We start from the raw sequence: 26567 nt of genomic DNA on the forward strand, positions 1-26567 counted from the left end.
CGTTGTCGAAGACTGGCGGCAAGTGTGCCGCGTGAAAACTGAATGGGCGATCAGGCGCGCAGGGCGCCCTGCGCGGCCGTTGCGCGGCGTTCATGGCGTCTGCACGTTGCGCAGGTCGCCATACACCACCTGGCCGCGGAAACCGCGCCGGACCTCCTGGTACAGCTCGCGGAACTGCAGGTAGTCCTGCGGCTGGCACAGCTGGTCATCGCCGCGGATCGCCTGCTGCTGCAGCCGGTGTACGGCGGTGATGGTCTGCCCTTCGCGCTGCCAGCGCACGTCGTAGCGGCCGGCGGTGTTGCTGAAATGCACGTTGCGCGGGATGGCGATGATCGGCACGCCGTCGGGGAACGTCAGCCGGTAGGTTTCCTCGCGCTGGCTGCCGGTGCAGTAGAACGGGGTTTCGTTGTGCGCGGCCGAGGTACGCGCATACAGTCCACGGAACGACTCGGCGCCGGGAATGTCCGGCAGCAGCATCCCGCCGACGGTGTCGAAGTCGACGTAATCGCTCGCCTGGAAGCGGTAGCCGTAGTTGAACGGCGTCGACAGGTCCTGCGGCTGGCCGGCCAGTTCCAGCCGGCCGCGGCCGTCGAAACCGGACGCGGCCATGATCGATTCCTCGACGCGGCTGCGATTCTGCGCATTGAGCCGGGCGAACGTCCCGCGCAGGGCGATCTCGGCGGTATCGCCGAGGAACGGGCGGGTATCGCCGGTCAGGTCGCCGTTGTGCGAGAACTCGAATTCCACCTCCACGCGCTGGCTGTTGCGCGCCGCGTCGTTGGCTGGCGTCCGCGCCAGGCGGCCGTCGGCGGTGTGCACCACCGGCGCGCCCAGGTCGCCGGACGGCAGCTGGCCGAAACGCGCATGCGGACTGGTCGAATCCAGGTACAGGTCGAATTCGGGCAGGTAGTTGATGGCGTGGTTGAAGCGCCCCAGTACCGGCACCGGCGGCAGCGTCGGCCCGCCGGAGGCGCCGATCAGCACGGGGGTACTGGCGATGCCCCTGGCCGCCAGCAGCGCCTCGAGGATCGCCACGTGGTCCTTGCAGTCGCCGTAGTGGTTGTCGAGGACGTCCTGCGCCGGATTCGGCTCCAGCCCGCCGTTGCCCAGGTACACCGCCACGTAGCGGATGTTGCGGGCGACCCATTGGTACAGCGCCGACGCCTGCTCGCGGCGATCGTCGATGCCGGCGGTCAGCGTCTCGGCCAGTTCGCGGATGGCCGGGGTGACGGTGGCGGCCTGCGCGCCCTTGACGTGGTAGGCCTGTCCCAGCTGCGACCAGCTGCCATAGGTACTGGCCATGATGGTGGGACTGAACTCCCAGGCGGCGGCCGTCCAGTTCTGCGACTTCATCGGCTCGGCGCGGCGGTGGCGCCATTCCCAGCGCGCCTTGCCGCCGCGTACCTGCGGCCGGGTGCCGCCCTCCACGCCACGGGCGTGGACGTGCATCGGCAGGTCGGCCGGCGCGGTCAGGGTGACGCGGGCGTCGTCGTGCTGGACGAACACGCTGAACACTTCCCACAGCCCGAAGTAGCCGGGGAAGTACGGCTGCTCCTGGGTCCTGCGGGTGCGATAGACCAGCCGCGTGCCCGGCGACAGGTTGGGGAACACCAGCACGCGCACCTTGCGGTCGGCGTACATCGCGGCCGAGGCGCTGGAATAGCTCTCCTGGGTGTAGATGCGCTCGGCCGGTACGTCGCGGCGTTGGCCATCGGGAGTGATCGTGTAGGCGGCCAGCACTTCCAGCGTTTCCATCTTCTCGCTGTAGCTCAGCCGCACCTGGCTGAACTGGTCCACGCCGGACTTGGTCTTGAGCAGGACCTCGTATTCCTCGTCCTGGACGTTGCCGGCGTCGGCCCGCACTTCGTAATCGGCGCGGTAGCGGACGATGCTGTAGTGGTTGCTGGGCTCCTGCTCCGCTTCCGTGGCGGCCGGCAGGACCGGCAACGGCAGCCCGGAGGTCTGTGCGTGCAGGCCGGCGCCGGACAACAGCGCCGCCAGCAGGAAAAACATGCGTGTCACGGAGACTCTCCTGCAGCCGGCCGCTGCCATCGATGCGATTCGCGAAAGACCCTGCCCGCCGCCTACTTCGGCGGCGGCGGCGCCAGTACCGTGCGGTCGCCGTTGTGTTCGGGCGCACTGACCACGCCGGCCGCCTCCATTGCCTCGATCAGGCGCGCGGCGCGGTTGTAGCCGATCTTGAGCCGCCGCTGCACGCCGGAAATGGAGGCGCGGCGGGTCTCGGTGACGATGCGCAGCGCCTCGTCGTACAGCGGGTCGGATTCGTCGCCGCCACCGCCGTTGCTTTCCGGCAGGCCGGTGGCGCCGACCACGGTACCGTCGCCCATCATCTGCACCTCGTCCAGCACGCCCTCGATGTAGTCGGCCGGACCGCTGGCCTTGAGGTGCTCGACCACGCGGTGCACTTCCTCGTCGGAAACGAAGGCGCCGTGCACGCGGTCGGGCATCGCCGTGCCCGGCGGCAGGTACAGCATGTCGCCGTTGCCCAGCAGCGCCTCGGCGCCGGACTGGTCGAGGATGGTGCGCGAGTCGATCTTGGAGCTGACCTGGAAGGCGATGCGGGTCGGGATGTTGGCCTTGATCAGGCCGGTGATGACGTCCACCGACGGCCGCTGGGTGGCCAGGATCAGGTGGATGCCGGCCGCGCGCGCCTTCTGCGCCAGGCGCGCGATCAACTCTTCCACCTTCTTGCCGACGATCATCATCATGTCGGCGAATTCGTCGATGAAGATGACGATGAACGGCAGCGTCTCCAGCGGCCGCGGCGCCTCGCCCAGCTCGGGGTTGGGCTTGAACAGCGGGTCCATCAGCGGCTGGCCGGCGTCGATGGCGTCCTTGACCTTCTTGTTGAAGCCGGCCAGGTTGCGCACGCCCACCGCGCTCATCAGCTTGTAGCGGCGCTCCATCTCGGCCACGCACCAACGCAGGCCGTTGGCGGCCTCCTTCATGTCGGTGACCACCGGCGCCAGCAGGTGCGGGATGCCCTGGTAGACGCTCAGCTCGAGCATCTTCGGGTCGATCATCAGCATCCGCAGTTCCTTCGGCGAGGCCTTGTACAGCAGGCTCAGCACCATCGCGTTGACCGCCACCGACTTGCCCGAGCCGGTGGTGCCGGCCACCAGCAGGTGCGGCATCCGCGCCAGGTCGGCCACGGTCGGGCGGCCGGCGATGTCCTTGCCCAGCGCCAGGGTCAGCGGGCTGGCGGACTTGTCGTATTCCTTCGAGCGCAGCAGCTCGGACAGGAAGATCATCTCGCGGCTGACGTTGGGGATCTCCAGGCCGATCACCGACTTGCCCGGGATCACGTCGACCACGCGCACCGACTTGACCGACAGGCCGCGGGCGATGTCCTTGTCCAGCGAGCTGATCTGGCTGACCTTCACCCCGGGTGCCGGCTCGATCTCGAAGCGGGTGATGACCGGGCCGGGATAGGCGCCGACCACCTGCGCCTCGATGCGGAAATCCTTGAGCTTGAACTCGATCTGCCGCGACAGGGTCTCCAGCGTCTCCTCGGAGTAACCCTTGGCCTGCGGCTTGGGATCGTCCAGCAGCGCCAGCGGCGGCAGGTCCGAACCGTCGCCGTTGACGCCCTGGAACATCGGGATCTGGGTTTCGCGCTTGGCCCGCTCGCTCTTCTCGATCACCGGCTCCGGGCGCGGCTCGATGCGCACCGGCTCGCGCCTGGCACGCACCTCCGCGTCCACCTTGCGCACCTCCTCGCGCTCCTCGCGCAGGGCGCGGGTCTGCTGCCAGCTGGCGGCCTGTTCCTTCTTCCGGTCCAGCAGCGGCCCCAGTGCCAGCACCCACTTGCCGATCCGCTCCATCACCGCGAACCAGGACAGGCCGGTGGCCAGGGTGATCGAGGTCAGCAGCAGCACCAGCACGAACAGGTTGGCGCCGAGGCGGCCGAAGCCGGCCTCCAGCGAACTGCCCACCAGCTTGCCGAGGATGCCGCCGGCGACGGCCACGTCGCCGGTGAACAGGCGCAGGTGCAGGAAGCCGGTGGCGGCGATCAGGAAGCCGACCAGCCCGACCAGACGCAGCGCCGGGTCCAGTTCCCCCTCGCCCCGGTCCTCGCGCTTGAGCCCGAACAGCGCCATCCAGGTGACCGCGCCCAGCACCACCGGCAGCACGAAGGCGACATGGCCGAACAGCTGCAGCAGCACGTCCGCGATCCAGGCGCCGACGCGCCCGCCCATGTTGTGGATCGGCGCGACCACGCTGCCGGTCTGCGACCAGCCCGGATCGTTGACCGAATAGGTGAACAGGCTGGCCAGCAGGTACAGCAGCAACGGGGCGATGGCGATCAGCGCCAGATCGCGCCATAGCCGCTGCCGCCGCGGATTCTCCGCGGTTGCCGGCTTGCGCGCAGCGGACTTGCCGCTGGGGGACTTGCCACGTTCCGGGACCTGTTTCGCCACCTTTGACCAGACCTTAGAAATACACGGTTAGTGATTGATATTAAACGACAGATCGCCGGGTTTCATCCGCGCTCGATCGATCCGGTGCAACGCATGCCCGGCCCAGACGAAAAAACGCCGCAGGGCGGCGCAGGGCTGTGTCGAAAACCGTCGCGGACGACGTGTGCGGGTCGCGCAGTTCCATCCGCGTGCCTTGATTCGACCTGGTCCGACCGCCACTCTATGACCTCGCTGAACGACGCGGAGCGCCGCGATCGTGCCGTCATTCCACCTCTTCGCGAGTATACATGAGCCCTTCTGCCGCCAATCCGACCAAGCATTCCCGCCTGTTGATCCTGGGCTCCGGCCCGGCCGGCTGGACCGCCGCGGTCTATGCCGCCCGCGCCAACCTCAAGCCGCTGGTGATCACCGGCCTGCAGCAGGGTGGCCAGCTGATGACCACCACCGAGGTGGACAACTGGCCGGGCGACGCCCACGGCCTGATGGGCCCTGACCTGATGGCGCGCATGCAGGCCCACGCCGAGCGCTTCGACACCGAGGTGGTGTTCGACCACATCCACACCGCCGACCTGTCGCAGCGGCCGTTCCGGCTGGTCGGCGACAGCGCCGAGTACACCTGCGACGCGCTGGTCATCGCCACCGGCGCCACCGCCAAGTACCTGGGCATTCCGTCCGAGGAGGCCTTCAAGGGCCGCGGCGTGTCCGCCTGCGCCACCTGCGACGGCTTCTTCTACAAGGACCAGGACGTGGTCGTGGTCGGCGGCGGCAACACCGCCGTGGAAGAGGCGCTGTACCTGTCCAACATCGCCCGCAAGGTCTACCTGGTGCACCGCCGCGACACCCTGCGCGCGGAGAAGATCATGCAGGACAAGCTGTTCGCCAAGGTCGAGGCCGGCAAGATCGAGACCGTCTGGCACCACCAGGTGGACGAGGTGCTGGGCAACGACGCCGGCGTCACCGGCGTGCGGGTGAAGTCGGTGGTCGACGGCAGCACCCGCGACATCGAGGCCCATGGCTTCTTCGTCGCCATCGGCCACCACCCCAACACCAGCCTGTTCGACGGCCAGCTGGCGATGAACAACGGCTACCTGGAGATCCGCTCCGGCCTGGGCGGCAACGCCACCCAGACCTCGGTGGAAGGCGTGTTTGCCGCCGGCGACGTCGCCGACCAGCATTACCGCCAGGCGATCACCTCGGCCGGCTTCGGCTGCATGGCCGCGCTGGACGCCGAGCGCTTCCTCGACCAGAACGGCTGACCGCGGCGGCCGCCGGCCGGGCGCATGGACGGGGTACCGATCAAGCCGCTGCCGTTCCACGGCAGCGGGCTGGCGTGGCCGGTCGTCGCCTGGCGGCCGCGGCGGTTCCGCCAGGCGCGCGGGCGCATCGTCATCGCGGGGCTGCTGGCGCCCGGCCTGCCGACGCGCCTGTTCAATCCTCCCTCCATCGACGTGCTGCGGCTGCGCCCGTAGCATCGGGTGCGATGTCGCCGATCCGCTTTCTGCCCTCGCTCGCCTCGGTGCCTCCCGCCGCATGGGACGGATTGCACGATGGCGCCAACCCGTTCGTCTCCCACGCATTCCTGCACGGGCTGGAGGCGCACGGTTGCCTGCGCCCGGACTGGGGCTGGACGCCGCACCACGCCACCTTGTGGGACGGCGAGCGGCTGCTCGCCGCGGCGCCGGGCTACCTGAAGGAGAACTCGCACGGCGAGTTCGTGTTCGACCACGCCTGGGCCAACGCCCATGCGCGTTACGGATTGGCTTATTTCCCCAAGTGGCTGGGGGCGGTGCCCTACTCGCCGGTCACCGGCCCGCGCCTGCTGGCGCGCCGCCAGGCCGACCGCGAACGGCTGCTGCAGGGCATCGCGCAGGCCACCGCGGCCGACGGCCTGTCGTCGGCGCACATCAACTTCCATCCGCGGGAAGAGGACGCGACGTTCGGCGAGGACTGGCTGCTGCGCCACGACGTGCAGTTCCACTGGCACAACCCCGGGGACTGGCGCTCGTTCGACGACTTCACCGCGGCGATGGACCACAAGCACCGCAAGAACATCCGCCAGGAGCGCGCCAAGGTCGCGCGCGCCGGCATCGGCTTCCGCGTCGTGCACGGCGACGAGGCCGGCGACGCCGACCTGCAGGCGATGCACCGCTTCTACCTGCAGACCTTCGTCGAATACGGCAACGCGCCGGCGCTGACGTTGCCGTTCCTGCGCCACCTGGCCGCCACGATGCCGCGCAGCCTGGTGCTGTTCCTGGCCATGCACGAAGGCCGCCCCGTCGCCGGCGCGCTGTGCCTGCGCGGCGCCGACACCCTGTACGGACGCTACTGGGGCGGCATGGCGCTGCCCGGGCTGCACTTCGAGACCTGCTACTACCAGGGCATCGAATACTGCCTGCGCGAAGGCCTGCAGCGCTTCGAGCCCGGCGCCCAGGGCGAGCACAAGATCGCCCGCGGTTTCCTGCCGCACCCGGTGCGCAGCCGCCACTGGATCGCCGAACCCGGGTTCCGCATGCGGCTGGAGGAGTGGTGCCGCGAAGAACGGGCGGCGGTGGCGCGGTATGCGCAGCAGCTGGCGGCGCACTCGCCGTTCAAGCCGTAGAAACCGCTTCCGCGCCTCCTGCAGGAGCGACGTCAGTCGCGATGAGGCTTTCCCGGGAAGGCCCGGTCGCGACTGACGTCGCTCCTACAGGAAAAGCGCATATGTACGGATAATGCGGCGCATGAGCCGCCTCCCCTTCCTCCTCGATGCTGCCCCGGACGCTCCGTTCCCGCCGGCCGGGCTGGCGCTGCGCGAGCCCGACGGCCTGCTGGCGGTGGGCGGCGACCTGTCGCCGGTGCGCCTGCTCAATGCCTATGCCGGCGGCATCTTCCCCTGGTTCTCGGAAGGCCAGCCGATCCTGTGGTGGTCGCCGGACCCGCGCATGGTGTTCGACACCGCCGGCGTGCGCCTGTCCTCGCGCTTCCGCCGCACCTTGCGCGGCTGCCGCTGGCAGGTCCGCGCCGATACCGCGTTCGCCGACGTCGTCCGGGCCTGCGCCGACAGCCCGCGCCCCGGCCAGGACGGCACCTGGATCACCGCGGAAATGCAGCAGGCCTACCTCCAGCTGCACCGGCTGGGCCATGCGCACTCGGTGGAGGTGTTCGACGATGATCGGCTGGTCGGCGGCATCTATGGCGTGGCGATCGGCCGCCTGTTCTTCGGCGAGAGCATGTTCAGCGCCGCCAGCGGCGGCTCCAAGGTGGCCTTGGCGGCCCTGGCCCGGCGCCTGCACGAATGGGGCTGGCCGCTGATCGATGCCCAGGTCGAGAACGACCATCTGCTCTCGCTCGGCGCCCGCCGCCTGCCGCGCGCCGGGTTCCTGGCCGAGGTCGGGCGGCTGGTGCGCATGCCGGAGGCCGTGGGCGGCTGGACGCTGCGTTTCGGGGTATTGGCGGCATCCGCGCTGGCCGATCCCGGCCCCGATTAACACAAACTTTGCATCAGGCGCCGCAGGCGCGTAAAATGCCCGCTCTTAAGGCCCTCGGGCCGCTTGCAGAACCGCACAGGACTACATGTCGAAAGACGACTCCATCGAGTTCGAAGGCACCGTCAGCGAGACGTTGCCCAACACCACCTTCCGGGTACGGCTGGAAAACGGGCATGAAATCATCGCCCACATCTCCGGCCGCATGCGCAAGAATTACATCCGCATCCTGACAGGCGACCGCGTCAAAGTCGAAATGACGCCCTACGACCTGACCAAGGGGCGGATCACCTACCGCATGAAGTAAGCGGCAAACGGGTGTTCAAGCAGAAGCCAGCCCTTGTGCTGGCTTTTTTGCGTGCCTGCGCGGCGAGGCCGTGCCGCTGGTCATCATGACCTGATCCCCCCTGCCCCGGGTCACGGGCACTTCCTGCAGGTTCCAGCCGCGGTTGTCGTCGATAACGTGGGGCCCGGCTCAATCCCGGGCCGCCGACGCACATCTTCCTGCTGCGCAACGGCGACCAGCACTACAGGATCAACTTCCGCAACGCCTGCTCGTCCGTGGCCACTTCGTCGAAGATCGGTTTCGGCACCGACGGCGCGGATGGCGACGTGCTGTGCGCCGACCGCACCCGGGTGGTCACCCGGCAGGACAGCTGCGCCATCGCCAGCGTCGAGCCGATCGACGGCAGCGAGTTCGCCCGCCGCGCCCGCGCGCGGCGCTGACCGCCGGCCAAACGAGAAGAGGCGGCCAGGGCCGCCTCTTCGCCGCTCCTTCCGGAAAGCCGGCTCAGACCGTGGCCGGCAACAGCTTCTCCGGCTCGGCCTGGGTCTCGACCACCAGCTCGCCGTCGCGCACGTCGATGCTGGCCTTGCCGCCGTTGACCAGCTTGCCGAACAGCAGCTCGTCGGCCAGCGGGCGCTTGATCCGGTCCTGGATCACCCGCGCCATCGGCCGCGCGCCCATCAGCGGGTCGAAGCCGTGCTGGGCCAGCCAGTCGCGCGCGGTCGGCGTGGTCGACAGGCTGACGTGCTTCTCCTGCAGCAGCATTTCCAGCTCGATCAGGAACTTGTCCACCACCCGCAGGATGTGCTCGAAGGCCAGCGGCTGGAACTGCACCACCGCGTCCAGGCGGTTGCGGAACTCCGGGGTGAAGCTCTTGCGGATCACCTCCATCGCGTCGGTGGCATGGTCCTGCTTGGTGAAGCCGATCGAGCGCCGCGACGCCTGCGCGGCGCCGGCGTTGGTGGTCATCACCAGCACCACGTTCTTGAAGTTGGCTTCGCGGCCGTTGGTGTCGGTGAGCACGCCGCGGTCCATCACCTGCAACAGGATGTTGAAGATGTCCGGATGCGCCTTTTCCACCTCGTCCAGCAGCAGCACGCAGTGCGGGGTCTTGACGATCTTCTCGGTCAGCAGGCCGCCCTGGTCGAAGCCGACGTAGCCCGGGGGGGCGCCGATCAGGCGGCTGATCGAGTGCGGCTCCATGTACTCGGACATGTCGAAGCGCACCAGCTCGATGCCCAGCTGCAGCGCCAGCTGCTTGGTCACCTCGGTCTTGCCGACGCCGGTGGGGCCGGCGAACAGGAAGTTGCCGATCGGCTTGTCCGGGTTGCCCAGCCCCGAGCGCGCCAGCTTGATCGCCGAGGCCAGGGTCTCGATCGCCGGGTCCTGGCCGAAGATCACCATCTTCAGGTTGCGCTCCAGGTGCTGCAGCACGTCCTTGTCGGTGGCGCTGACCTGCTTGGCCGGGATCCGCGCCATCTTGGCGATGATGGTCTCGATCTCCTCGATGTCGATCAGTTCCTTGCGCTGGTCCTGCGGCAGCAGGCGCTGGCGGGCGCCGGCCTCGTCGATGACGTCGATGGCCTTGTCCGGCAGCAGGCGGTCGCCGATGTGCTTGACCGACAGGTCGACCGCCGCCTGCAGCGCGTCGTCGGCGTAGGTCACGCTGTGGTGCGCCTCGTACCTGGGCTTGAGGCCCTGCAGGATCTCGTAGGTCTCGCCCACGGTCGGCTCGACGATGTCGATCTTCTGGAAGCGGCGGGCCAGCGCCCGGTCCTTCTCGAAGATGCCGCGGTATTCCTGGAACGTGGTCGAACCGATGCAGCGCAGCTCGCCCGAGGCCAGCGCAGGCTTGATCAGGTTGGAGGCGTCCATGGTGCCGCCGCTGGCCGAGCCGGCGCCGATGATGGTGTGGATCTCGTCGATGAACAGCACCGCGTTGGGGACCTTCTTCAGCGCCCCGATCACGCCCTTCAGGCGCTTCTCGAAATCGCCGCGGTACTTGGTGCCGGCCACCAGCGCGCCCAGGTCCAGCGAGTAGATCACCGCGTCGGCCAGCACCTCGGGCACGTTGCCCTCGACGATGCGCCGCGCCAGCCCTTCGGCGATGGCGGTCTTGCCCACGCCGGCCTCGCCGACGTAGAGCGGGTTGTTCTTGCGGCGGCGGCACAGCACCTGGATGGTGCGCTCGATCTCGTCGCGACGGCCCACCAGCGGGTCGATGCGACCGGCGTGCGCCAGCTCGTTGAGGTTGCTGGTGTACTCGGCCAGGGCATCGCCCTTGGTCTCGCCCTCGGCGGCCTCGGCCCGGCCCTCGCCGTCGGCCTGGGGCGGCGTCTCGCCGTCCTCGCCCAGCTTGGCGATGCCGTGGGACAGGTAGTTGACGATGTCCAGCCGGGTCACGTCCTGCTGGTTGAGGTAGTAGACCGCGTGCGAGTCCTTCTCGCCGAAGATCGCCACCAGCACGTTGGCGCCGGTGACCTCCTTCTTGCCCGAGGACTGCACGTGGTACACGGCCCGCTGCAGCACCCGCTGGAAGCCCAGGGTGGGCTGGGTGTCGCGGCCGTCGTCCTCGGCCAGGCGCGAGACCGAGGCCTCCACCGCCTGTTCCAGGTCGTGCCGCAGGCGCTCGACGTCGGCGCCGCAGGCCTTGAGCACGGCCTGGGCGGACGGGTTGTCGAGCAGTGCCAGCAGCAGGTGCTCGACCGTCATGAACTCATGCCGGGCCTCGCGGGCGCGCTTGTAGCACTGGCCGATGGTTTGCTCGAGGTCTTTGCTGAACATGGGGAACTCCGGCGGCTGTTGCCAACAATATGCGGGCTGCGGCGTGATTTTCCACAACCCTATCGGATCACTGCGTTCAGACTGCGTTAGTACGCGCCGGCCCCGCCCGGCTCAGACCTGCTCCATCGTGCACAGCAGCGGGTGCTGGTTCATGCGCGAGAACTCGTTGACCTGGGCCACCTTGGTCTCGGCCACCTCGCGGGTATAGACCCCGCAGACGCCGCGGCCCCGGGTATGGACGTGCAGCATCACCTGGGTGGCCTTGTCCAGGTCCATGGCGAAGAAGCTCTGCAGCACCGTCACCACGAAATCCATCGGCGTGTAGTCGTCGTTGAGCAGCATCACCTGGTAGAACGGCGGCGGTGCGACCTCGGGCTTGCCGGTCTCTACCAGCACGCCATGTTCGTTGTCTTGATGGGTCTTGTGGGGCATCTTGCAATTATACGGCTCCGTCCCGCCGACATTGGACGACAGCGCCGCCGCCCCGCACAATCTGCGGATATTCCGCTTCCTGCATGGGGAAAAATGAAGAAGACCATCATCGCCGCGCTGCTGGGCGGCACTCTGGCCGCCAGCGCAATGGCCGCCGCGCCGGACCCCGCCGTCGGCCGTCTGCTCGACAGCCTCGAATACAACTACGAGATCGACGACGACGGCGATTACAAGATGGTGTTCGACATGGAGGACGAGCGCTCGCAGCTGGTGTTCGTGCGCTCCCAGGTGGAGGAGTACGGCAGCCACCGCGTGCGCGAGGTATGGTCGCCGGCCTACCGTTCGCCGGGCCCGCAGCTGCCGGTGCAGGTGGCCAACCGCCTGCTGGAAGACTCCAACAACGCCAAGCTCGGCGGCTGGGTGAAGCAGCAGGACATGGCCATGTTCGTGGTCAAGCTCGATGCCGGGGCCTCGGCCGAGGTGCTGAGCGACGCGATCGAGGCGGCGATCCGCTCCGCCGACGCGATGGAGCTGGAGCTGACCTCGAAGGACGAGTTCTGAAGTGAGCGCGATCCCGTCCCGGCGCTGGCTGCCGCACGTCACCGTCGCCACCGTGGTGCCGCGCGACGGGCGCTTGCTGCTGGTGGAAGAGACCATCGATGGCCGGCAGGTACTCAACCAGCCGGCCGGCCACCTGGAAGCCGGCGAGAGCCTGCTGCAGGCGGCGGTGCGCGAGACCCGCGAGGAAACCGGCTGGGACGTGCGCCTGACCCACTACATCGGCACCTACCAGTGGACCGCCGGCGACGGTACGCCGTTCCTGCGCTTCGCCTTCGCCGCCGAACCGCTGGCGCACCACCCCGCCCAGCCGCTGGACGAGGGCATCGTGCAGGCGCTGTGGCTGGCGCCGGCGCAGCTGCAGGCCGAGTCCGCGCGCCTGCGCAGCCCGCTGGTATGGCAGGTGGTGGCCGACTGGCTGGGCGGCCAGCGCCACCCGCTGTCCCTGCTGAGGCAGGTCGCATGAGCCGGGTACGGATCGTGGTGGGCGTCTCCGGCGGCGTGGATTCGTCGGTGGCGGCGCTGCGGCTGGTGCAGCAGGGCGAGGCGGTGGCCGGCCTGTTCATGCAGAACTGGGCCGACGACGGCTCGGGCGAGTGCCGCGCCGAGGACGACCGCCGCGACGCGGTGGCGGTATGCGGCAAGCTCGGCATCCCGTTCCATTTCCGCGATTTCTCCAGCGAATACTGGCAGGGCGTGTTCGAGCACTTCCTGGCCGAGTACGCCGCCGGCCGCACCCCCAACCCGGACGTGCTGTGCAACCGCGAGGTGAAGTTCAAGCATTTCCTGGATGCGGCGCGCGAGCTGGGCGCCGAGCGCATCGCCACCGGCCACTATGCCCGCATCGACCGGCAAGACGGCCGCTGGCGGCTGCTGCGCGGGGCCGACCGCGGCAAGGACCAGAGCTACTTCCTGCACCAGCTGGGGCAGGAACAGCTGGCGGCGACGCTGTTCCCGATCGGCGGGCTGCAGAAGGACGACCTGCGCCGGATCGCCCGCGAGGCCGGCCTGCCGACCCACGCCAAGAAGGATTCCACCGGCATCTGCTTCATCGGCGAGCGCGACTTCCGCCAGTTCCTCTCGCAGTACCTCCCCGCCCGCCCCGGCGAGATCCGCGACCCGCAGGACCGGCGCATCGCCGAGCATCCGGGCGTGTTCTATTTCACCCTGGGCCAGCGCGAGGGCCTGAACATCGGCGGCGTCCGCGGCCGCCCGGCCGCCCCCTGGTACGTGGTCGGCAAGGACGTGGCCGGCAACGTGCTGTACGTGGACCAGGACCACGACAGTCCCTGGCTGCAGTCCGGCTGGCTGCGTTCGGAAACGGCGCACTGGATCGCCGGTGCGCCGCCGGCGACGCGTTTCGAGTGCACCGCGCAGACCCGCTACCGCCAGCCCGACGAGCCGTGCACGGTGCAGGTGGGCGACGACGGCAGCGTCGAGGTGCGTTTCGCGCGCCCGCAGCGGGCGGTCACGCCGGGGCAGTCGCTGGTGCTGTACGACGGCGAGCAATGCCTGGGCGGGGCGGTGATCGCCGCCACCGATGCGCCGCTGGAGCGGCGCCTGGGCACCCCTACTTTCCCTTCAGAGATATCCCGATGAGTTTTTCCCTCGACGACCGCGTACTGGCACTGGCGGGCATCGCGCAGGCGCTGCAGCAGGTGCGCCGCATCGCCGAAACCGGCCATTCCGAAGCCGCCGTGGTCCGCACCGCGATGGACAGCGTGTTCCGCATCGACGCCGACTCGCCGGCGGAGGTGTTCGGCGGCGCCGGCAACCTCGCCCCCGGGCTGCGCCTGCTGCAGGGCTATTTCCGCAACCAGAACAAGGACGAGGCGCTGCCGCGGCTGGCGCTGGCGGTGCTGCAGCTGGAGCGCCGCTTCGTGAAGGAAGGCGCCACCGTCGACAAGGTCGCCGCCGGCATCGAACGCGCCGCCGCGCAGGCCCGCGAACTGGGCGACAGCGCCCACCCGGACGTACTGGCGGCGATGGGCGGGCTGTATGCCGACACCATCAGCCAGTTGCGGCCGCGGGTCATGGTCCAGGGCAACCCGCACTACCTCGGCCAGGCCGGGGTGGTCGCCGAGATCCGCGCCCTGCTGCTGGCCGCGGTGCGCTCGGCGGTGCTGTGGCGCCAGGTCGGCGGCAACTACTGGGACTTCCTGTTCGCCAAGCGCGGCATGGTCGAAGCGGTGGAGCGGGCGCTGGCGTAATCGCGCGCTGGGGCCGGCGGCCGGCCGGGGCGCTGCCGTTCCTCCCGCTGCGGCTGGCGTACCGGAAAGAACCTGAGCGCCGGGCCCGGGGGATGCGGCCGGCGCCAGGCAACCGGCGCGGCACTGGATGACCAGTCTGCCGGCCGTTGCAACACACTTCCCGCCTGTTCATGGGAAACGGCACGCCTGCCTCCGGGCCTCGCGCGGTTCCGGCGCTCCCGATCGGCGCGTACGGCCACTGGGGGGGCGCGGCGACGGGCTTTCCACGCCGCGCGTCTTTTCCCCGGCGAAAGTCGCCGGGTGACCAGCGCCTTGCGCCGTCGTGAAGTACCTCCGCCTGTGCGGGGAGGACGGGTTTCGCTGGACGCTCTAAAGACCCCGGGGGTACGGCCGATACTGCATTCGTGACTCTCCCGAGAACATCCATGTACTCACGCATCGCTATCCGTCTGGCAGCCCCCCTGGCCATGACCTTCCTCGTCCTCTTCGCGGTCGGGTTCGAGTGGCCCGTCGCGGTTCGCTGGGCCATCCTGACCACGATGACCCTGAGCTGGCTCGTATTCGCCTACTGGTGCGTGCGCAGCCAGACCCAGCGTTCGCCCGAGCATGCGCGGATCCTGCGCGAGCAGGACCAGCTGCTCAACGAGCTGCGCAGCTTCGTCGGCAACGAGATCGACGGTTCGCGCAGCGAGATCGAGCGCGCCCGCGAACTGATCCGTCAGGCGGTGGGTGGACTGGGCAGCAGCTTCGATGCGATGAACCGCAAGTCGCGCCAGCAGAGCCAGGCGCTGGCCCGCATCGTCGACCGCGCCGGCGAGGAAGGCGGCGCCGGCGTCGATGTGGCCCGTTTCGCCCAGCACGCCAGCCAGCGGATGGAGCAGCTGGTGGAGGCGCTGGAACAGGTCAGCGGCCAGAGCAGCACCACGGTGCAGCACATCGACCAGATGGCGCAGCACCTGGACGGCATCTTCGCGCTGCTGGAGGACGTCAAGTCGATCGCCGACCAGACCAACCTGCTGGCGCTGAACGCGGCCATCGAGGCCGCCCGCGCCGGCGAGGCGGGCCGCGGCTTCGCGGTGGTGGCCGACGAGGTGCGCAACCTGTCCGAGCGCTCCACCACCTTCAACGAGCAGATCCGCAAGCTGGCGCACAGCTCCAAGGACGCCATCGCCAAGGTGCGCGAGACCGTCTCGCACATGGCCTCGCGCGACATGGACCGCTCCCGCGAAGCCCGCCAGGAAGCGGCGGCGATGCTGGACAACGTGGCGGCGATCAACAGCTCGCTCGGCGACGGCATGCGCGAGATCTCCGAATGCGGCCGTGCCATCGACAGCAGCGTGGCCGAGGCCGTGCGCGCCCTGCAGTTCGAGGACATCGCCACCCAGGCCCTGGGCGGGGTGCACACCCACCTGGATCGCCTGAGCGAGATCAACCGCGAGGCGGTCGCGCTGCAGGAACTGCTGCATCGCAATGGCGGCGTGTTCGACAGCGAGCTGGCCACCGCCCTGCAGCGCATGGGCAGCCGCCTGCGCGAGATGCGCAGCGAGTGGGAGCGGCCGCCGCACAAGCCGGTGAGCCAGCAGACCATGGGCGCCGGCACCGTGGAGCTGTTCTGATCCCACGGCCGCCAATGCATTGACGAAGCCCCGGCGCGAGCCGGGGCTTTTCTCGTACTGCCGCTTCGCCGATCCCCGATGTCCCTGACCTCCCCCTCCAACGACGACGACATCGCCCCCCTCCTGCCCGGAACCCAGGAGTCGCCGGCGGCATCCCCCGCGCAGGCGACGCGCCTGGCGCCGGGTGGCGTGCTGCAGCGCCTGGAAACGATGGCGCAGGCCGAGCTGGCGCAACTTGCCGCGCGGCCGCCGACAACACGACCGATCGACGATCCGATGCTGGCGGGGCTGGCCTGGGACCTGGGCCTTTGCGGCCGGGACGCGCTGCGCGGCGAGGATTGAGGCGGGCGCGGCGGAACGGAGGCCGGGGCATCCTTCCCTTCCTCCTGCAGCGACCGGCACCGGGGCAAGTCGCCGGCGACGATGGTTGCCAGTCGATGGCGGTTTCGGCGGCGGAGACGGCGCCCGTGCATTTCGCTGGGAACGACCGCCTGGAGTAATGCGGGCAGCAGCTGCCGGGCCGTCCATGGCAGCAAAGACCGGGAAGAGCCGGGGCGTGGACCTCCCCCGCGCCCCTTGCCCGTGGAGGAACGGTAGCCTGGAAGGACTCTTCACCGGGAGCGCTCCCCGGGGGATCCCGCCACCGTCCGGAAAGCTCGCGACGTGCGTCGCTCCTGCAATGTCCCGGCCGTGTTCCCGGCTATTTGCAGGAGCGATGCACGTCGCGACCGATGGTGCGCCAATCGCCAGGGAAAAACCGCGGCAACCGGAGACGAAGCCCCCGATCGACCGGCAGGCGGCGCTCGGCAGCGCCGACCGGCATGACTGGAAGCCGATCTGCATGACAGAAGCGGCCCGCCGGCGAACCACGGACCCGGACTGGCGCAGGCACGCGAATGCCGACCCAGGAGCCGCCCACGCCACATCGGCCGGCACAGGCCGGCACCCGCTCATGGGCCGAAGGAGAACGATGGGACAGGGTCGCAAGCCGCGGCGCCCCGCCCCGCACGGCAGGACCGGGGGACCGGAGATCGCGCGACCGGCAGCCGGCCGGGAAGCGCAGGATCAGCCGCGGGCGGCGAGTACCGCGACCGGCGCGGCCGGCCGCACCGTGGAGTCCGCCTGGCCCTGGCGCAGCCATTGCGCCAGGTCGCGCGGCGGCAGCGGCCGCGAGTACAGGTAGCCCTGGATCTCGTCGCAGCCCTGGCGGCGCAGCATCGCGTCCTCCTGTGCGGTTTCCACGCCCTCGGCCACCACCTGCATCCCCAGCGCATGGCCGAGGTGGACGATGGCCTGGGTGACCTCGGCGGTGCCGGCATCGTGCAGCATGCCCTGCACGAAACTGCGGTCGATCTTCAACCGCTGTACCGGGAAGCGGTTGAGGTAATGCAGGTTGGAGAAACCGGTGCCGAAGTCGTCCACCGCCAGCGGCACGCCGTGCTGCTCGAAGGTATCGAAGCAGTGACGCAGGGCATCGGTGTCGCGGATCAGCGCCGATTCGGTCAGCTCCAGCTCCAGTCGCTGCGGTGGCCAGTTGTGCCGGCGGCAGATGTCGATCACCCGTTCGGCGAAGCCGCGGTCGCGCAGCTGCACCGCCGACACGTTCACGGCGATGCGGTCGAATTCCAGTCCGGCCGCGCCCCAGGCCGCTGCCTGGCGGCAGGCCTCGGCGATCACCCAGTCGCCGATGCGGACGATCTCCCCGCATTTCTCGGCGATGGGGATGAACTCGGCGGGGCTGCAGTCGTCGTGCCCCGGCCGGTTCCAGCGCAGCAGCGCCTCGATCGCCGGCAGTTGCCCGGCGTCGATGTTGACCAGCGGCTGGTAGACCAGGGTGAACTCCTCGCGCTCGAGCGCGCCGTGCAGCGCGTGCTCGATCTCCAGCCGCCGCTGGATGCGCACCAGCGCGTCTCGGCTGTAGTACTGGCAGGTGTTGCGGCCGGCTTCCTTGGCCGCGTACATCGCCGCATCCGCGGCGCGCAGCAGCGATTCGAAATCCTGCCGGCCCTCCTCCTGCAGCGCGATGCCGACGCTGGCGCCGACCTTCAGGGTGGCGTCGCCGCGATGCAGCGGTTCGGCCAGCGAGGCGATCAGCTTGCGCGCCACGTGCCCGGCGTCCTCGGGAGCCGCCAGGTCGCGCAGGATCACCAGGAACTCGTCGCCGCTGAAGCGGCCGAACAGGTCGTTGTTGCGCAGGTTCTGGTGCAGGCGCGCGGCCGCCGCCTTGAGCAGCATGTCGCCGGTGGCATGGCCAAAGGTGTCGTTGATGCTCTTGAAGCCGTCCAGGTCGATGAACAGCATCGCCAGGGTGCTGCCGCGCGCCTGCGCGTCGGCCATGGCCTTGCCGGCCTGTTCGCGCAGCATCATGCGGTTGGGCAGGCCGGTCAGCAGGTCGTAGTGGGCCAGCAGCTCGATGCGCTCGTTGGCCTCGCGCTCGCGGGTGATGTCGCGGAACAGCACCACGAAGCGTTCGGGCAGCCCGTCGCGCCGGTCCAGTTCGATCAGCACCTGGACCCAGATGCGGTCGCCCGAGTGCCGGTAGAAGCACAGGTCCAGCTGCTCGGGCAGGCCGCCGCCGGCGATCCGCACCAGCGCCGCCTCGAAGGCGTCGCGCGAATCCGCGGTATACAGCGCCAGCGCCTGATCCAGGGTGACCGGTTCCTTGCGCAGGCCGTGGATGCGGTAGCACTCCTCGGTCCACTGCATGCGGCGGGTGGCGACCTCGATCTCGCAGCCGCCGATCCGGCCCAGCGCCGAGACCCGGTTGAGCAGCTCGGTACGCCAACGGATCAGGGCATCGGTCTGGTGCTGTTCGCTGACGTTCTGCACCTGCCCCACCACCCGCTGCATGCGGCCTTCGGCGTCCAGCAGCGGCTGCATCCATACCCGCAGGTACAGGGTGAGGTCGCTGTCGCCGAGCAGTTCCAACTCCAGGCTGCACGGCTTGCTGTCGTGCTGGATCCGCTGCCAGGCGGCCTGCAGCTGCCGGCGCGAGCCGCGACCCAGTCGCCGCAGCCAGCCGCGGCGCTGCACCAGCTGCCCCGGTTGCAGGCCGATGGCCGCGTGCAGTTCCGGCGACCACCAGAAGCGGTTGCCGGCACGCTCCCAGCCCCAGCTGCCCATACTGGCGATGCGTTGCGCCTGCCCCAGCTGCATCTGCTGGTCGCGCAGGCGCTCTTCCATCTGTTTCTGCTGCTGGATGTCGGTATGGGTACCGATCATCCGCAACGGCTGCCCGTCGACGGTGTGGGCGACCACCCGGCCACGGTCCAGGATCCAGTGCCAGCTGCCGTCGTCCAGGCGCAACCGGTACTGGCAGCTGTAGGCGCCGCTCCGACCCTGCAGGTGGGCCTGGATCGCCTCGCGCATGCCGGGCTGGTCGTCCGGGTGCACCCGCTCGAACAATTCGCCGGTACTGAGCGTCGGCCACTGCTCCACTTCGCCGGGCAGGCCGTGCCAGCGGCGCGAGCGGAATATGGTGTCGCCGGGGATGTCCCAGTCCCACAGTCCGTGCCCGGCGCTTTCCAGCGCGATTTCCCAGCGGCTGCCGGTATGGCCCGGCGGTTCCGGGACGCTGAAGGTATACGCCAGCACCTGGCCGTCCTCGCCCCTCACCGCACGCAGCCAACCTTCGCAACGGCCGCTGTCGCCGCCGGGCAGGCTGCAGGCGGCCATGCCGTCGGCAGCCGCCAGCGACCTGGCCCCATCCAGCAGTCCGCAATAGGCGGCAGCGGTTTCCGGCAGCCCCAGAGCGCTGGCAAGCGGATTGGCGGCAAGCGGCCGGCCGGCACTGTCCAGGATCAACAGGGCCGAGTTCAGCGGATGCTGCAACAGACTTGCGATTACGCCCTGATCCACGCGATGGAACTCCGATCACCCACCCGATTTCCGGGAACTCAGGTATTAACGGCGGCGCCCGCATTTAATTGAACGGCGATGCCGTTCGTGCGGGCGTTGCCGCTAAGATGGCGGAGCGCCCAACCGTCATGCAGCCACCGGACCATGCTCCCAGACAGCCGTCCTGCGCCATCGTCGACCCCGGATGTTCCGTTCGCCCGCACGCTGAAGCGCGGCATGTGGCGCATCGTCGCGCTGTACGTGTCGCTGGGTCTGCTGTGGATCGTCGGCAGCGACGCGCTGATCGGCCGCTTGTCGCCCGACCTGGTCGCCGCCACGCGGTTGCAGACCTTCAAGGGCGCCGCCTTCATCCTCGCCACCGGCGGCCTGCTGGCGCTGCTGCTGCAGCCGCTGGTGCGCGGGGTGGTGCGGGCCCACGAGCGGCTGGCCAGCACCGCCGCCAACTACCGGCAGATGTTCCAGGGCAATGCCGGCCCGATGCTGGTCTACGACCTGGCCACGCTGCGGGTGCTCGACGTCAATCCGGCGGCAGTGGCGTTCTTCGGCTGGTCGCGCGACGAGTTCGTCCAGCTCTCGCTCGAAGCACTGTGGCCCGAAGGCCCGATGGAGGAGCTGGACCAGATCGTCGCCGGGCTGCGGGAACACCCGGAGGAGACCTGCATCGTCACCCACCCGCTGCGGCTGCGCGACGGCAGCACCCGATCGATGGAGCTGCGCAGCAACGCCATCGACTACGCCGGCCTTCCCGCACGGCTGCTGATCGCCATCGACCGCAGCGCCGAAGCGCAGGCCCAGCGGCGCCGCGACCAGGCGCTGGCACGGTTGCAGGAGGCCCACGAGATCGCCCGCATCGGCGCCTGGGAACTGGACCCGGCCAGCGGCCTGGGGTTGTTCTCCGACCAGGTGTACCTGCTGCTGGGAAGGCGTCCCCCGGCGGCCCCGCGCTGGCACCGGATCGAGGAACTGCTGGTGCCCTCGGACCCCTCCACCGCCGCCCACAACGAGCAACTGGTCGCCGACATGTGCTCGGGCAGGATGGTGCAGATCGACGTGCTGCTGCCGCTGCTGGCGATGGATGGCCGGGTACTCACGGTCCACCTGCGCGCCGAAAGCGGCACCGACGAGACCGGCCAGCCGCGCATCCACGGCACCCTGCAGGACGTGACCGAGCGCGAGCAGTCGCGGCGCCTGCTGCGCGAGCGCGAGGAACAGTTCCGCGAACTGGTGCGGGTACTGCCGGACGGCGTGGTGATCCTGTCCGATGGCCACGTGCTGTACGTCAATTCCGCCGGCGCGGCGCAGTTCGGTTGCAGCAGCGAAAGCCTGCTGGGCGAGCCGCTGTCCAGCCTGGTCGACGCCGCCGACCTGCCGCGGGTGCGCGAGCAGCTGCTGGTCCCGACGTCGCAGCGCGACGCCGCGCCCCTGACCTCGCGCATGCGCCGCCGCGACGGCAGCCTGTTCCAGGCCAGCCTGGCCGACGGCGACGTGCGCTACGGCGGCCGCGACTGCAAGCTGCTGATCGTGCGCGACCTCAGCGAACCCGAACGCATCCGCGACGCGCTGGAAACCAGCAACCGCGAACTGCAGGCGATGGCGCGGCGGCTGTTCTCGCTGCAGGAGGACGAGCGCCGCGCGATCTCGCGCGACCTGCACGACGACATCGGCCAGGCCATCACCGCGATGAAATTGTCGGCGCACGCGGCGCTGGACGAACCGGACGAGGCGCGCCGCGGCGAGGACCTGCAGCAGATCGTCTCGCTGGCCGATGCCACCATCACCAAGCTGCGCAACCTGTCGATGCTGCTGCGGCCACCGCAGCTCGATGCGCTCGGCCTGGAAGCGGCGTTGCGCTGGCAGGCCGGCATGCTGTTCCGTTCCTCGTCGGTGGAACTGCTGCCGGAGATCGAACAGTTGCCGCAGCGTCCCAGCGGCGAGATCGAGCAGGCCTGCTTCCGCATCGCCCAGGAAAGCCTGACCAACGTGCTGCGCCATGCCTGCGCCGGGCAGGTGCAGCTGCGGCTCAGCGACGAGGGCGGCCACCACCTGCGCCTGCAGGTCAGCGACGATGGCGACGGTTTCGATCCGGACGGCCCGCGCGGCCTGGGCCTGATCGTCATGCGCGAGCGCGCGCAGACCGCTGGCGGCACCCTGCACATCGCCTCCTCCCCCGGGGCCGGCACCCGGGTCGACCTGCGGCTGCCCTACCGGCCGGCGGCCGCCCCCCTGAACGAACCTGCGGAACCCTGATCCAATGTGGACCCCCTCCCCGCCCCTGGACGGTGCCGACCGCCTGGGCTCCGGCAATCCCGAACTGCAGGCGATGGTCGCCGAGGCCGCCGCCGGCGGCACGCCGCTGATGCTGCTGCACGTGGACATCGACCATTTCGCCTCGGTCAACGAGAACATGAGCGCCGAGGTCGGCGACCAGGCGCTGGTGCTGATCGCGCAGCGGCTGCACGACCACCTGCAGGGACGCGGCCGGCTCTGGCGCCACGGCAGCGACGAATTCCTGATCGCGGTGCCGCGCCTGCCCGGCGTCGCCCTGCCGGAAGATTTCGCCGAGGACATCCGCCAGCAGCTGGAGCTGCCGCTGGCGGTACTGCCCTACACGCTATTCCTGACCGGCAAGATCGGCGTGAGCCTGTGCCCGGAACACACCACCCAGGCGAGCCGGCTGCTCGACCATGCCGAGGATGCGCTCCACCAGGCCGCCCGCGAAGGCGGCAACATCGTCCACATGTATGCGGTGGACACCCCCAGCAGCCCGCACAGCGAGAGCATCATCTCCCGGCAGATCGTCGACGCCATTCCCAACGGCGAGCTGCGGCTGCGCTACCAGCCGCTGGTCAGCGCCCGCGACGGCCACGTGGTGGGCATGGAAGCGCTGCTGCGCTGGCAGTCGCCGACCCTGGGCATGCTGGTGCCGGAACGTTTCATGCGTACCGCCGAACGCCTGGGCATCATCGTCCAGATCGGCGGCTGGGTGCTGGAAATGGCGCTGCGCCAGGCGCGGGCGTGGCGCGACCAGGGTTTCGACGACCTCAACATCGCGGTCAACGTCTCCACCCTGCAGCTGTTGCGGCCCAACTTCTTCGCCGAAGTGATGGCCGCGCTGCAGGCGGCCGGCGTGCCGCCGCGGATGCTGACCCTGGAGATCAACGAAAGCGCGCTGACCAACAACGTCAACTTCGTCCACGAGACCCTGGCCAACCTGCGCCACGAGGGCATCAGCCTGAGCCTGGACAACTTCGGCACCGGCGATTCCAGCCTCAGCGCGCTGGTGCGCTACCCGGTGGACAAGCTGAAGATCGACCGCAGCTTCATCAAGAGCGCGCCGGTCGGCAACCGCGAGGCCGCCATCGCCCGCGCCATCATCGCCATGGGCCACCAGCTGGGCATGACCGTGATCGCCAACGGCGTCGAGTCGCAGGCGCAACTGGGCTTCCTGCGGCGCAACGACTGCGACGTGTTCCAGGGCTACCTGTTCGGCGAACCGATGTCCGCCGACGCCGCCGGCCTGACCCTGCGCCGCCGCTACCTGCGCCCGGAGGCGTTCGCCGAGACCCGCCCGGACCGCACCCTGCTGCTGCTCGACGACGAGGAGAACGTGCTGCGCTCGCTGGTGCGGCTGTTCCGCCGCGACGGCTACCGCATCCTTGCCGCGGGCAACGTGCGCGACGCCTTCGACCTGCTGGCGATCAACGACGTGCAGGTGATCCTGTCCGACCAGCGCATGAGCGACATGAGCGGCACCGAGTTCCTGGGCCGGGTGAAGATGCTGTACCCGGACACCATCCGCCTGGTGCTGTCCGGCTACACCGACCTGAACACCGTCACCGACGCGATCAACCGCGGCGCGATCTACCGCTTCCTGACCAAGCCGTGGAACGACGAGGAACTGCGCGAGCACATCCGCCAGGCGTTCCGCACCCACGACGAGAAGCGCCGCAGCGACGGCGCCTGAGTTGCCGGCCCGGCGATCTTCCGCCGGCGCTGGCCGTTTGCCCGCGACGGCATGGTCCCCGGTACCGTTCTCCCGGGGCATTCGCGGTCGGAAACCCTGCCGCCTCATCGTTCGCGACTGACGTCGCTCCTACAGTTTTCCGCCGTTGCAGGAGCGACGTCAGTCGCGAGCTTTTCCCCGGAGCGGCGCTCAGGCCGCCTTGGGCTGGCGCACCGGCAGCACGATGCGGAAGCGCGAGCCCTCGCCCGGGGTGCTGTCCAGGTCGATGCGGCCGTGGTGCTTGTTGACGATGCCGTAGGAGATCGACAGTCCCAGCCCGGTGCCGCTGCCCACCGGCTTGGTGGTGAAGAACGGGTCGAAGATGCGCTGGCGCAGTTCCGGGGAAATGCCCGAACCGGTGTCGGCGAATTCGACCCATACGTGGTCGCCTTCGGCCCCGGTGCTGACGGTGATGGTGCCGCGCTCGGCGATGGCATGGCCGGCGTTGAGCAGCATGTTCATGTAGACCTGGTTGAGCTCGGACGGCAGGCACTCGATCATCGGCAGCTCGCCGTAGCGACGCTCCAGCGTGATCTTGTACTTGAGCTCGTTCCAGATGATGTTGATGGTCGACTCCAGCCCGGCGTGCAGGTCCACCAGCTTCCACGACTCGTCGCGGCCGGAATAGGAGAAGTCCTTCAGGTCGCGCACGATCCGGGTCACCCGCTCGATGCCCTCGCGCGACTCGGCCATCAGCTGCGGCAGGTCGCGGCTGATGAAGTCGATGTCGAAACGCTGGCGGATGTCGTCGATCTCCGGGATCAGCGCCTTCGGGTCGGGCGCGCGCAAGGCGCGCTCGTAGGCCTCGATCACCGTGAACAGGCTGCGCAGGTATTCCTGCAGGCTGCCCAGGTTGGAGTGCACGTAGCCGATCGGGTTGTTGATCTCGTGGGCCACGCCGGCGGCAAGCTGGCCGATGGAGGCCATCTTCTCCGACTGCAGCAGTTTTTCCTGGGCGCCGTTCAGGCGCAGGTAGGCCTGGCGCAGTTCGGCATGGCGCTGCTGCAGTTCGCGCTCGTAGTCTTCCTGGCCTTCGATGTTGTGGAACAGCGCCAGGTAGTAGCCGTCCGCGTTCTGCGGATGGTGGTAGACATGGGCGATCACCACCCGTTCGCCGACCGGCAGGCTGCCGCTCCAGGCGCCGCTGTCGCGGGCCTGCGACAGCGCGTGGGCCGGCAGCAGTTCCACCAGCCGCCGGCCATAGCTGCCGGCATCGTCGACCCCGGCCTTGCCGAACAGGTCGCGGACGATGCCGTTGGCCAACGCCACCGCACCGTCCTCGCGGAACAGCAGCATGCCCTCGCGCATCCGCTCGGCAAGCGCCAGCAGGGTCTCGGTGGTGGGCAATGGCACGGCGACGCGGGATTCGGGGGCAGTCACGTTGCTTCGATGGGCAGCGGAAAGGCCGCTCAATATACCCGCAACCCGCCGCCGGGCGCTGGCCTGCGGCGGCAATTCCAGTGTGCGGCGCCTGCGCCGGTCAGGCGATGGCCAGCGGCCGTCGCGTGTGCAGCAGGTGCGATTGGCCCTTGGCGTCGTAGGCCGAGGCGCTCTCGCTGCGCCCCAGCTGCTGCAGCGCCCAGTTCACCTCGCGCCGGCGCCGCGACAGCAGCACGCCGTTGGCGCGGTTGCGCTCGGCCAGTTCCTGCAGTTGCTCGGCCTCGCCCAGCGGCAGGTCCGCTTCCAGTGCCCGCAGCGCCTCGAGCTTGTCGCCGGTGGCGCGGATCAGGGCCTGCACGTCGTGCTCGATCAACGCCTGGCGCTCGCCGTCCAGGGCATCGCTGAGGCGCTGCAATGGCTCGCTCATGGCCGGGCTCATCCGCCGATCTGCTGGTCCAGCTCGAGCATGCGGCTGGCGATGGCTTCCGGGTCGATCCGGTAGCTGCCGTTCTGCAGCGCCTCGCGCACCGCCTGCACCCGGCCCTGGTCGATCGCCGGGGCATTGGACAGTTCGCGCTGCAAGGCCTGCAGGTTGGCGGCTTCGCCGGTCAGGCGCAGGCTGTCGCCGGCCTCGACCGCCTGCGTGCGCGCCTCGCCCACCGGCGCCGGCTTGGCATTGAGGGCCACGCCGCGCAACTGGGCGCTGGCCTGGAGGCTGCCGTCGATTTTCTGGCTCATGGAAGGTAGTCCTGAATACGGTTCGATAGAAATAACGGCCGCCGCCGGGCGATCTTTAGGGGGCAGATTATCAGCGCGAGACCAGCACGTCGCCGCTGCCGGCCACGGTGCCCTGCACCACCCGCCGCGAAGACAGGTTTTCGACCGTGACCCGCTCGTTCTCGCCGCCGTCGGCAAGCGCGCGGCCCGCCACCCGGACCTCGACCCCGCCGCGGCGCGAGACCAGTTCCACGCTGTCGCCACGGCGGATCAGCCGCGGCGCCAGCAGGTCGCTGGCCGACAGCAGGGTGCCGGCCTGCAGGGTCCGCCGGGCCACCCGCCCCACCGCTGCGGCCGGGTCGGCCAGGGCGGCGCCGGCGATGCGCGAGGCATCGCGGGTGCTGGTGGTGATATCGGCGGCGGTCACGGTTTCTCCAGCGCTCAGGCCGCGGTTGAGGATCAGCACGGTCTGGTTGCGGCGTACCTTCACCGGCACGAACAATCTCCAGCCGCTGGCCTGCGGACAGCTGACCTCCACGGTGCTGGTGCCGGTCGGCTGCGCCTGCAGCGCCGCCGGGCAGGCCGGCAAGCGCAGCGCCGAATCCAGCACGGCCTCGCCTTCGCTGCCGGCCGGCAGCGTCGACAACGCCGCCGCGCGGATCGAATCGACCGACTGGAAACCGCCCGCCCGGGCCGGGGCGGCGAGCATCAGGCAGGTGAGCAACAACATGAGAAGACGCATCGGCGACTCCGGCAGCAATGGAACTGGCCCAGACCGATGCAAGCGCCGTGCCGCAGCGGCCATGCGACATCGCGC

General features: G+C 69.5%; 23 protein-coding genes. 14 read left to right on the top strand and 9 right to left on the bottom strand.

What is annotated here, in order from left to right:
• Positions 1-90: 90 nt before the first annotated feature.
• Both OK345_RS15790 and OK345_RS15795 read right to left on the bottom strand, forming a co-directional pair.
• A complete protein-coding gene (locus OK345_RS15790) occupies positions 91-2013 on the bottom strand; it encodes a DUF3857 domain-containing transglutaminase family protein (RefSeq protein WP_265129004.1) in 1923 nt (640 codons plus the stop codon).
• 71 nt (positions 2014-2084) lie between these two features.
• Positions 2085-4442: a DNA translocase FtsK gene (locus OK345_RS15795; protein WP_265128972.1), complete on the bottom strand. Its 2358-nt coding sequence runs from the start codon at positions 4440-4442 to the stop codon at positions 2085-2087.
• Positions 4443-4729: 287 nt separating this feature from the next.
• On the opposite strand from OK345_RS15795, the gene trxB reads away from it, so the two are divergent.
• From trxB to OK345_RS15825, 6 genes are all read left to right on the top strand, one after another.
• Positions 4730-5698 carry a thioredoxin-disulfide reductase gene (gene trxB / locus OK345_RS15800; protein WP_265128973.1) on the top strand — a complete coding sequence of 323 codons (969 nt, stop codon included), beginning with the start codon at positions 4730-4732 and terminating at the stop codon, positions 5696-5698.
• A gap of 24 nt (positions 5699-5722) precedes the next feature.
• On the top strand, positions 5723-5911 hold the full coding sequence (locus tag OK345_RS15805; RefSeq protein ID WP_265128974.1) for a hypothetical protein: 189 nt from the start codon (positions 5723-5725) through the stop codon (positions 5909-5911).
• Between the two features lie 11 nt (positions 5912-5922).
• Positions 5923-7041: a GNAT family N-acetyltransferase gene (locus OK345_RS15810; RefSeq protein WP_265128975.1), complete on the top strand. Its 1119-nt coding sequence runs from the start codon at positions 5923-5925 to the stop codon at positions 7039-7041.
• Between the two features lie 121 nt (positions 7042-7162).
• Complete coding sequence (gene aat / locus OK345_RS15815; RefSeq protein ID WP_265128976.1) at positions 7163-7909, top strand: leucyl/phenylalanyl-tRNA--protein transferase; 747 nt, start codon at positions 7163-7165, stop codon at positions 7907-7909.
• Between the two features lie 85 nt (positions 7910-7994).
• Positions 7995-8213: a translation initiation factor IF-1 gene (gene infA / locus OK345_RS15820; protein ID WP_005409596.1), complete on the top strand. Its 219-nt coding sequence runs from the start codon at positions 7995-7997 to the stop codon at positions 8211-8213.
• A 254-nt stretch (positions 8214-8467) separates the two neighbouring features.
• Positions 8468-8632: a hypothetical protein gene (locus OK345_RS15825; protein ID WP_265128977.1), complete on the top strand. Its 165-nt coding sequence runs from the start codon at positions 8468-8470 to the stop codon at positions 8630-8632.
• A 64-nt stretch (positions 8633-8696) separates the two neighbouring features.
• Here OK345_RS15825 and clpA read toward each other — a convergent pair whose 3' ends face one another.
• Positions 8697-10976, bottom strand: coding sequence for an ATP-dependent Clp protease ATP-binding subunit ClpA (gene clpA / locus OK345_RS15830; RefSeq protein ID WP_265128978.1), 2280 nt, complete (start codon positions 10974-10976; stop codon positions 8697-8699).
• A gap of 111 nt (positions 10977-11087) precedes the next feature.
• A complete protein-coding gene (gene clpS, locus OK345_RS15835) occupies positions 11088-11408 on the bottom strand; it encodes an ATP-dependent Clp protease adapter ClpS (protein ID WP_265128979.1) in 321 nt (106 codons plus the stop codon).
• A 93-nt stretch (positions 11409-11501) separates the two neighbouring features.
• On the opposite strand from clpS, the gene OK345_RS15840 reads away from it, so the two are divergent.
• The 6 genes from OK345_RS15840 (at position 11502) to OK345_RS15865 (ending at position 16134) form a co-directional block, all read left to right on the top strand.
• On the top strand, positions 11502-11969 hold the full coding sequence (locus OK345_RS15840) for a YbjN domain-containing protein (RefSeq protein ID WP_265128980.1): 468 nt from the start codon (positions 11502-11504) through the stop codon (positions 11967-11969).
• Positions 11970-11979: 10 nt separating this feature from the next.
• Positions 11980-12432 (top strand): NUDIX hydrolase, encoded by a 453-nt coding sequence (locus OK345_RS15845; RefSeq protein WP_425510980.1) that lies wholly within the window; start codon positions 11980-11982, stop codon positions 12430-12432.
• Positions 12429-13565 carry a tRNA 2-thiouridine(34) synthase MnmA gene (gene mnmA, locus OK345_RS15850; protein ID WP_265128982.1) on the top strand — a complete coding sequence of 379 codons (1137 nt, stop codon included), beginning with the start codon at positions 12429-12431 and terminating at the stop codon, positions 13563-13565. Before OK345_RS15845 ends, mnmA begins: the two co-directional genes overlap by 4 nt.
• Positions 13562-14176, top strand: a complete 615-nt coding sequence (hflD, locus tag OK345_RS15855) for a high frequency lysogenization protein HflD (protein WP_265128983.1) — start codon at positions 13562-13564, stop codon at positions 14174-14176. The genes mnmA and hflD overlap by 4 nt, the downstream gene beginning before the upstream one ends.
• 425 nt (positions 14177-14601) lie before the next feature.
• On the top strand, positions 14602-15792 hold the full coding sequence (locus tag OK345_RS15860) for a methyl-accepting chemotaxis protein (RefSeq protein ID WP_265128984.1): 1191 nt from the start codon (positions 14602-14604) through the stop codon (positions 15790-15792).
• 78 nt (positions 15793-15870) lie between these two features.
• Positions 15871-16134 (top strand): hypothetical protein, encoded by a 264-nt coding sequence (locus tag OK345_RS15865; protein WP_265128985.1) that lies wholly within the window; start codon positions 15871-15873, stop codon positions 16132-16134.
• Between the two features lie 723 nt (positions 16135-16857).
• Here OK345_RS15865 and OK345_RS15870 read toward each other — a convergent pair.
• Positions 16858-19650, bottom strand: coding sequence for a bifunctional diguanylate cyclase/phosphodiesterase (locus tag OK345_RS15870; protein WP_265128986.1), 2793 nt, complete (start codon positions 19648-19650; stop codon positions 16858-16860).
• Positions 19651-19794: 144 nt separating this feature from the next.
• Between OK345_RS15870 and OK345_RS15875 the strand changes: the two genes are divergently transcribed.
• Positions 19795-21897 (top strand): PAS domain-containing sensor histidine kinase, encoded by a 2103-nt coding sequence (locus tag OK345_RS15875; protein WP_265155152.1) that lies wholly within the window; start codon positions 19795-19797, stop codon positions 21895-21897.
• A gap of 4 nt (positions 21898-21901) precedes the next feature.
• Positions 21902-23614: an EAL domain-containing protein gene (locus tag OK345_RS15880; RefSeq protein WP_265128987.1), complete on the top strand. Its 1713-nt coding sequence runs from the start codon at positions 21902-21904 to the stop codon at positions 23612-23614.
• Between the two features lie 189 nt (positions 23615-23803).
• On the opposite strand, the gene OK345_RS15885 is transcribed toward OK345_RS15880, so the two are convergent.
• From OK345_RS15885 to flgA, 4 genes are all read right to left on the bottom strand, one after another.
• On the bottom strand, positions 23804-24961 hold the full coding sequence (locus tag OK345_RS15885; RefSeq protein WP_265129006.1) for an ATP-binding protein: 1158 nt from the start codon (positions 24959-24961) through the stop codon (positions 23804-23806).
• 172 nt (positions 24962-25133) lie between these two features.
• On the bottom strand, positions 25134-25472 hold the full coding sequence (locus tag OK345_RS15890; RefSeq protein WP_265128988.1) for a flagellar protein FlgN: 339 nt from the start codon (positions 25470-25472) through the stop codon (positions 25134-25136).
• On the bottom strand, positions 25469-25771 hold the full coding sequence (gene flgM / locus OK345_RS15895; protein WP_265128989.1) for a flagellar biosynthesis anti-sigma factor FlgM: 303 nt from the start codon (positions 25769-25771) through the stop codon (positions 25469-25471). The genes OK345_RS15890 and flgM overlap by 4 nt, the downstream gene beginning before the upstream one ends.
• A 70-nt stretch (positions 25772-25841) precedes the next feature.
• A complete protein-coding gene (flgA, locus tag OK345_RS15900) occupies positions 25842-26492 on the bottom strand; it encodes a flagellar basal body P-ring formation chaperone FlgA (protein WP_265128990.1) in 651 nt (216 codons plus the stop codon).
• Positions 26493-26567 lie beyond the last annotated feature (75 nt).

The organism is Xanthomonas chitinilytica, assembly GCF_026107455.2.
GTDB lineage: Bacteria > Pseudomonadota > Gammaproteobacteria > Xanthomonadales > Xanthomonadaceae > Stenotrophomonas > Stenotrophomonas chitinilytica.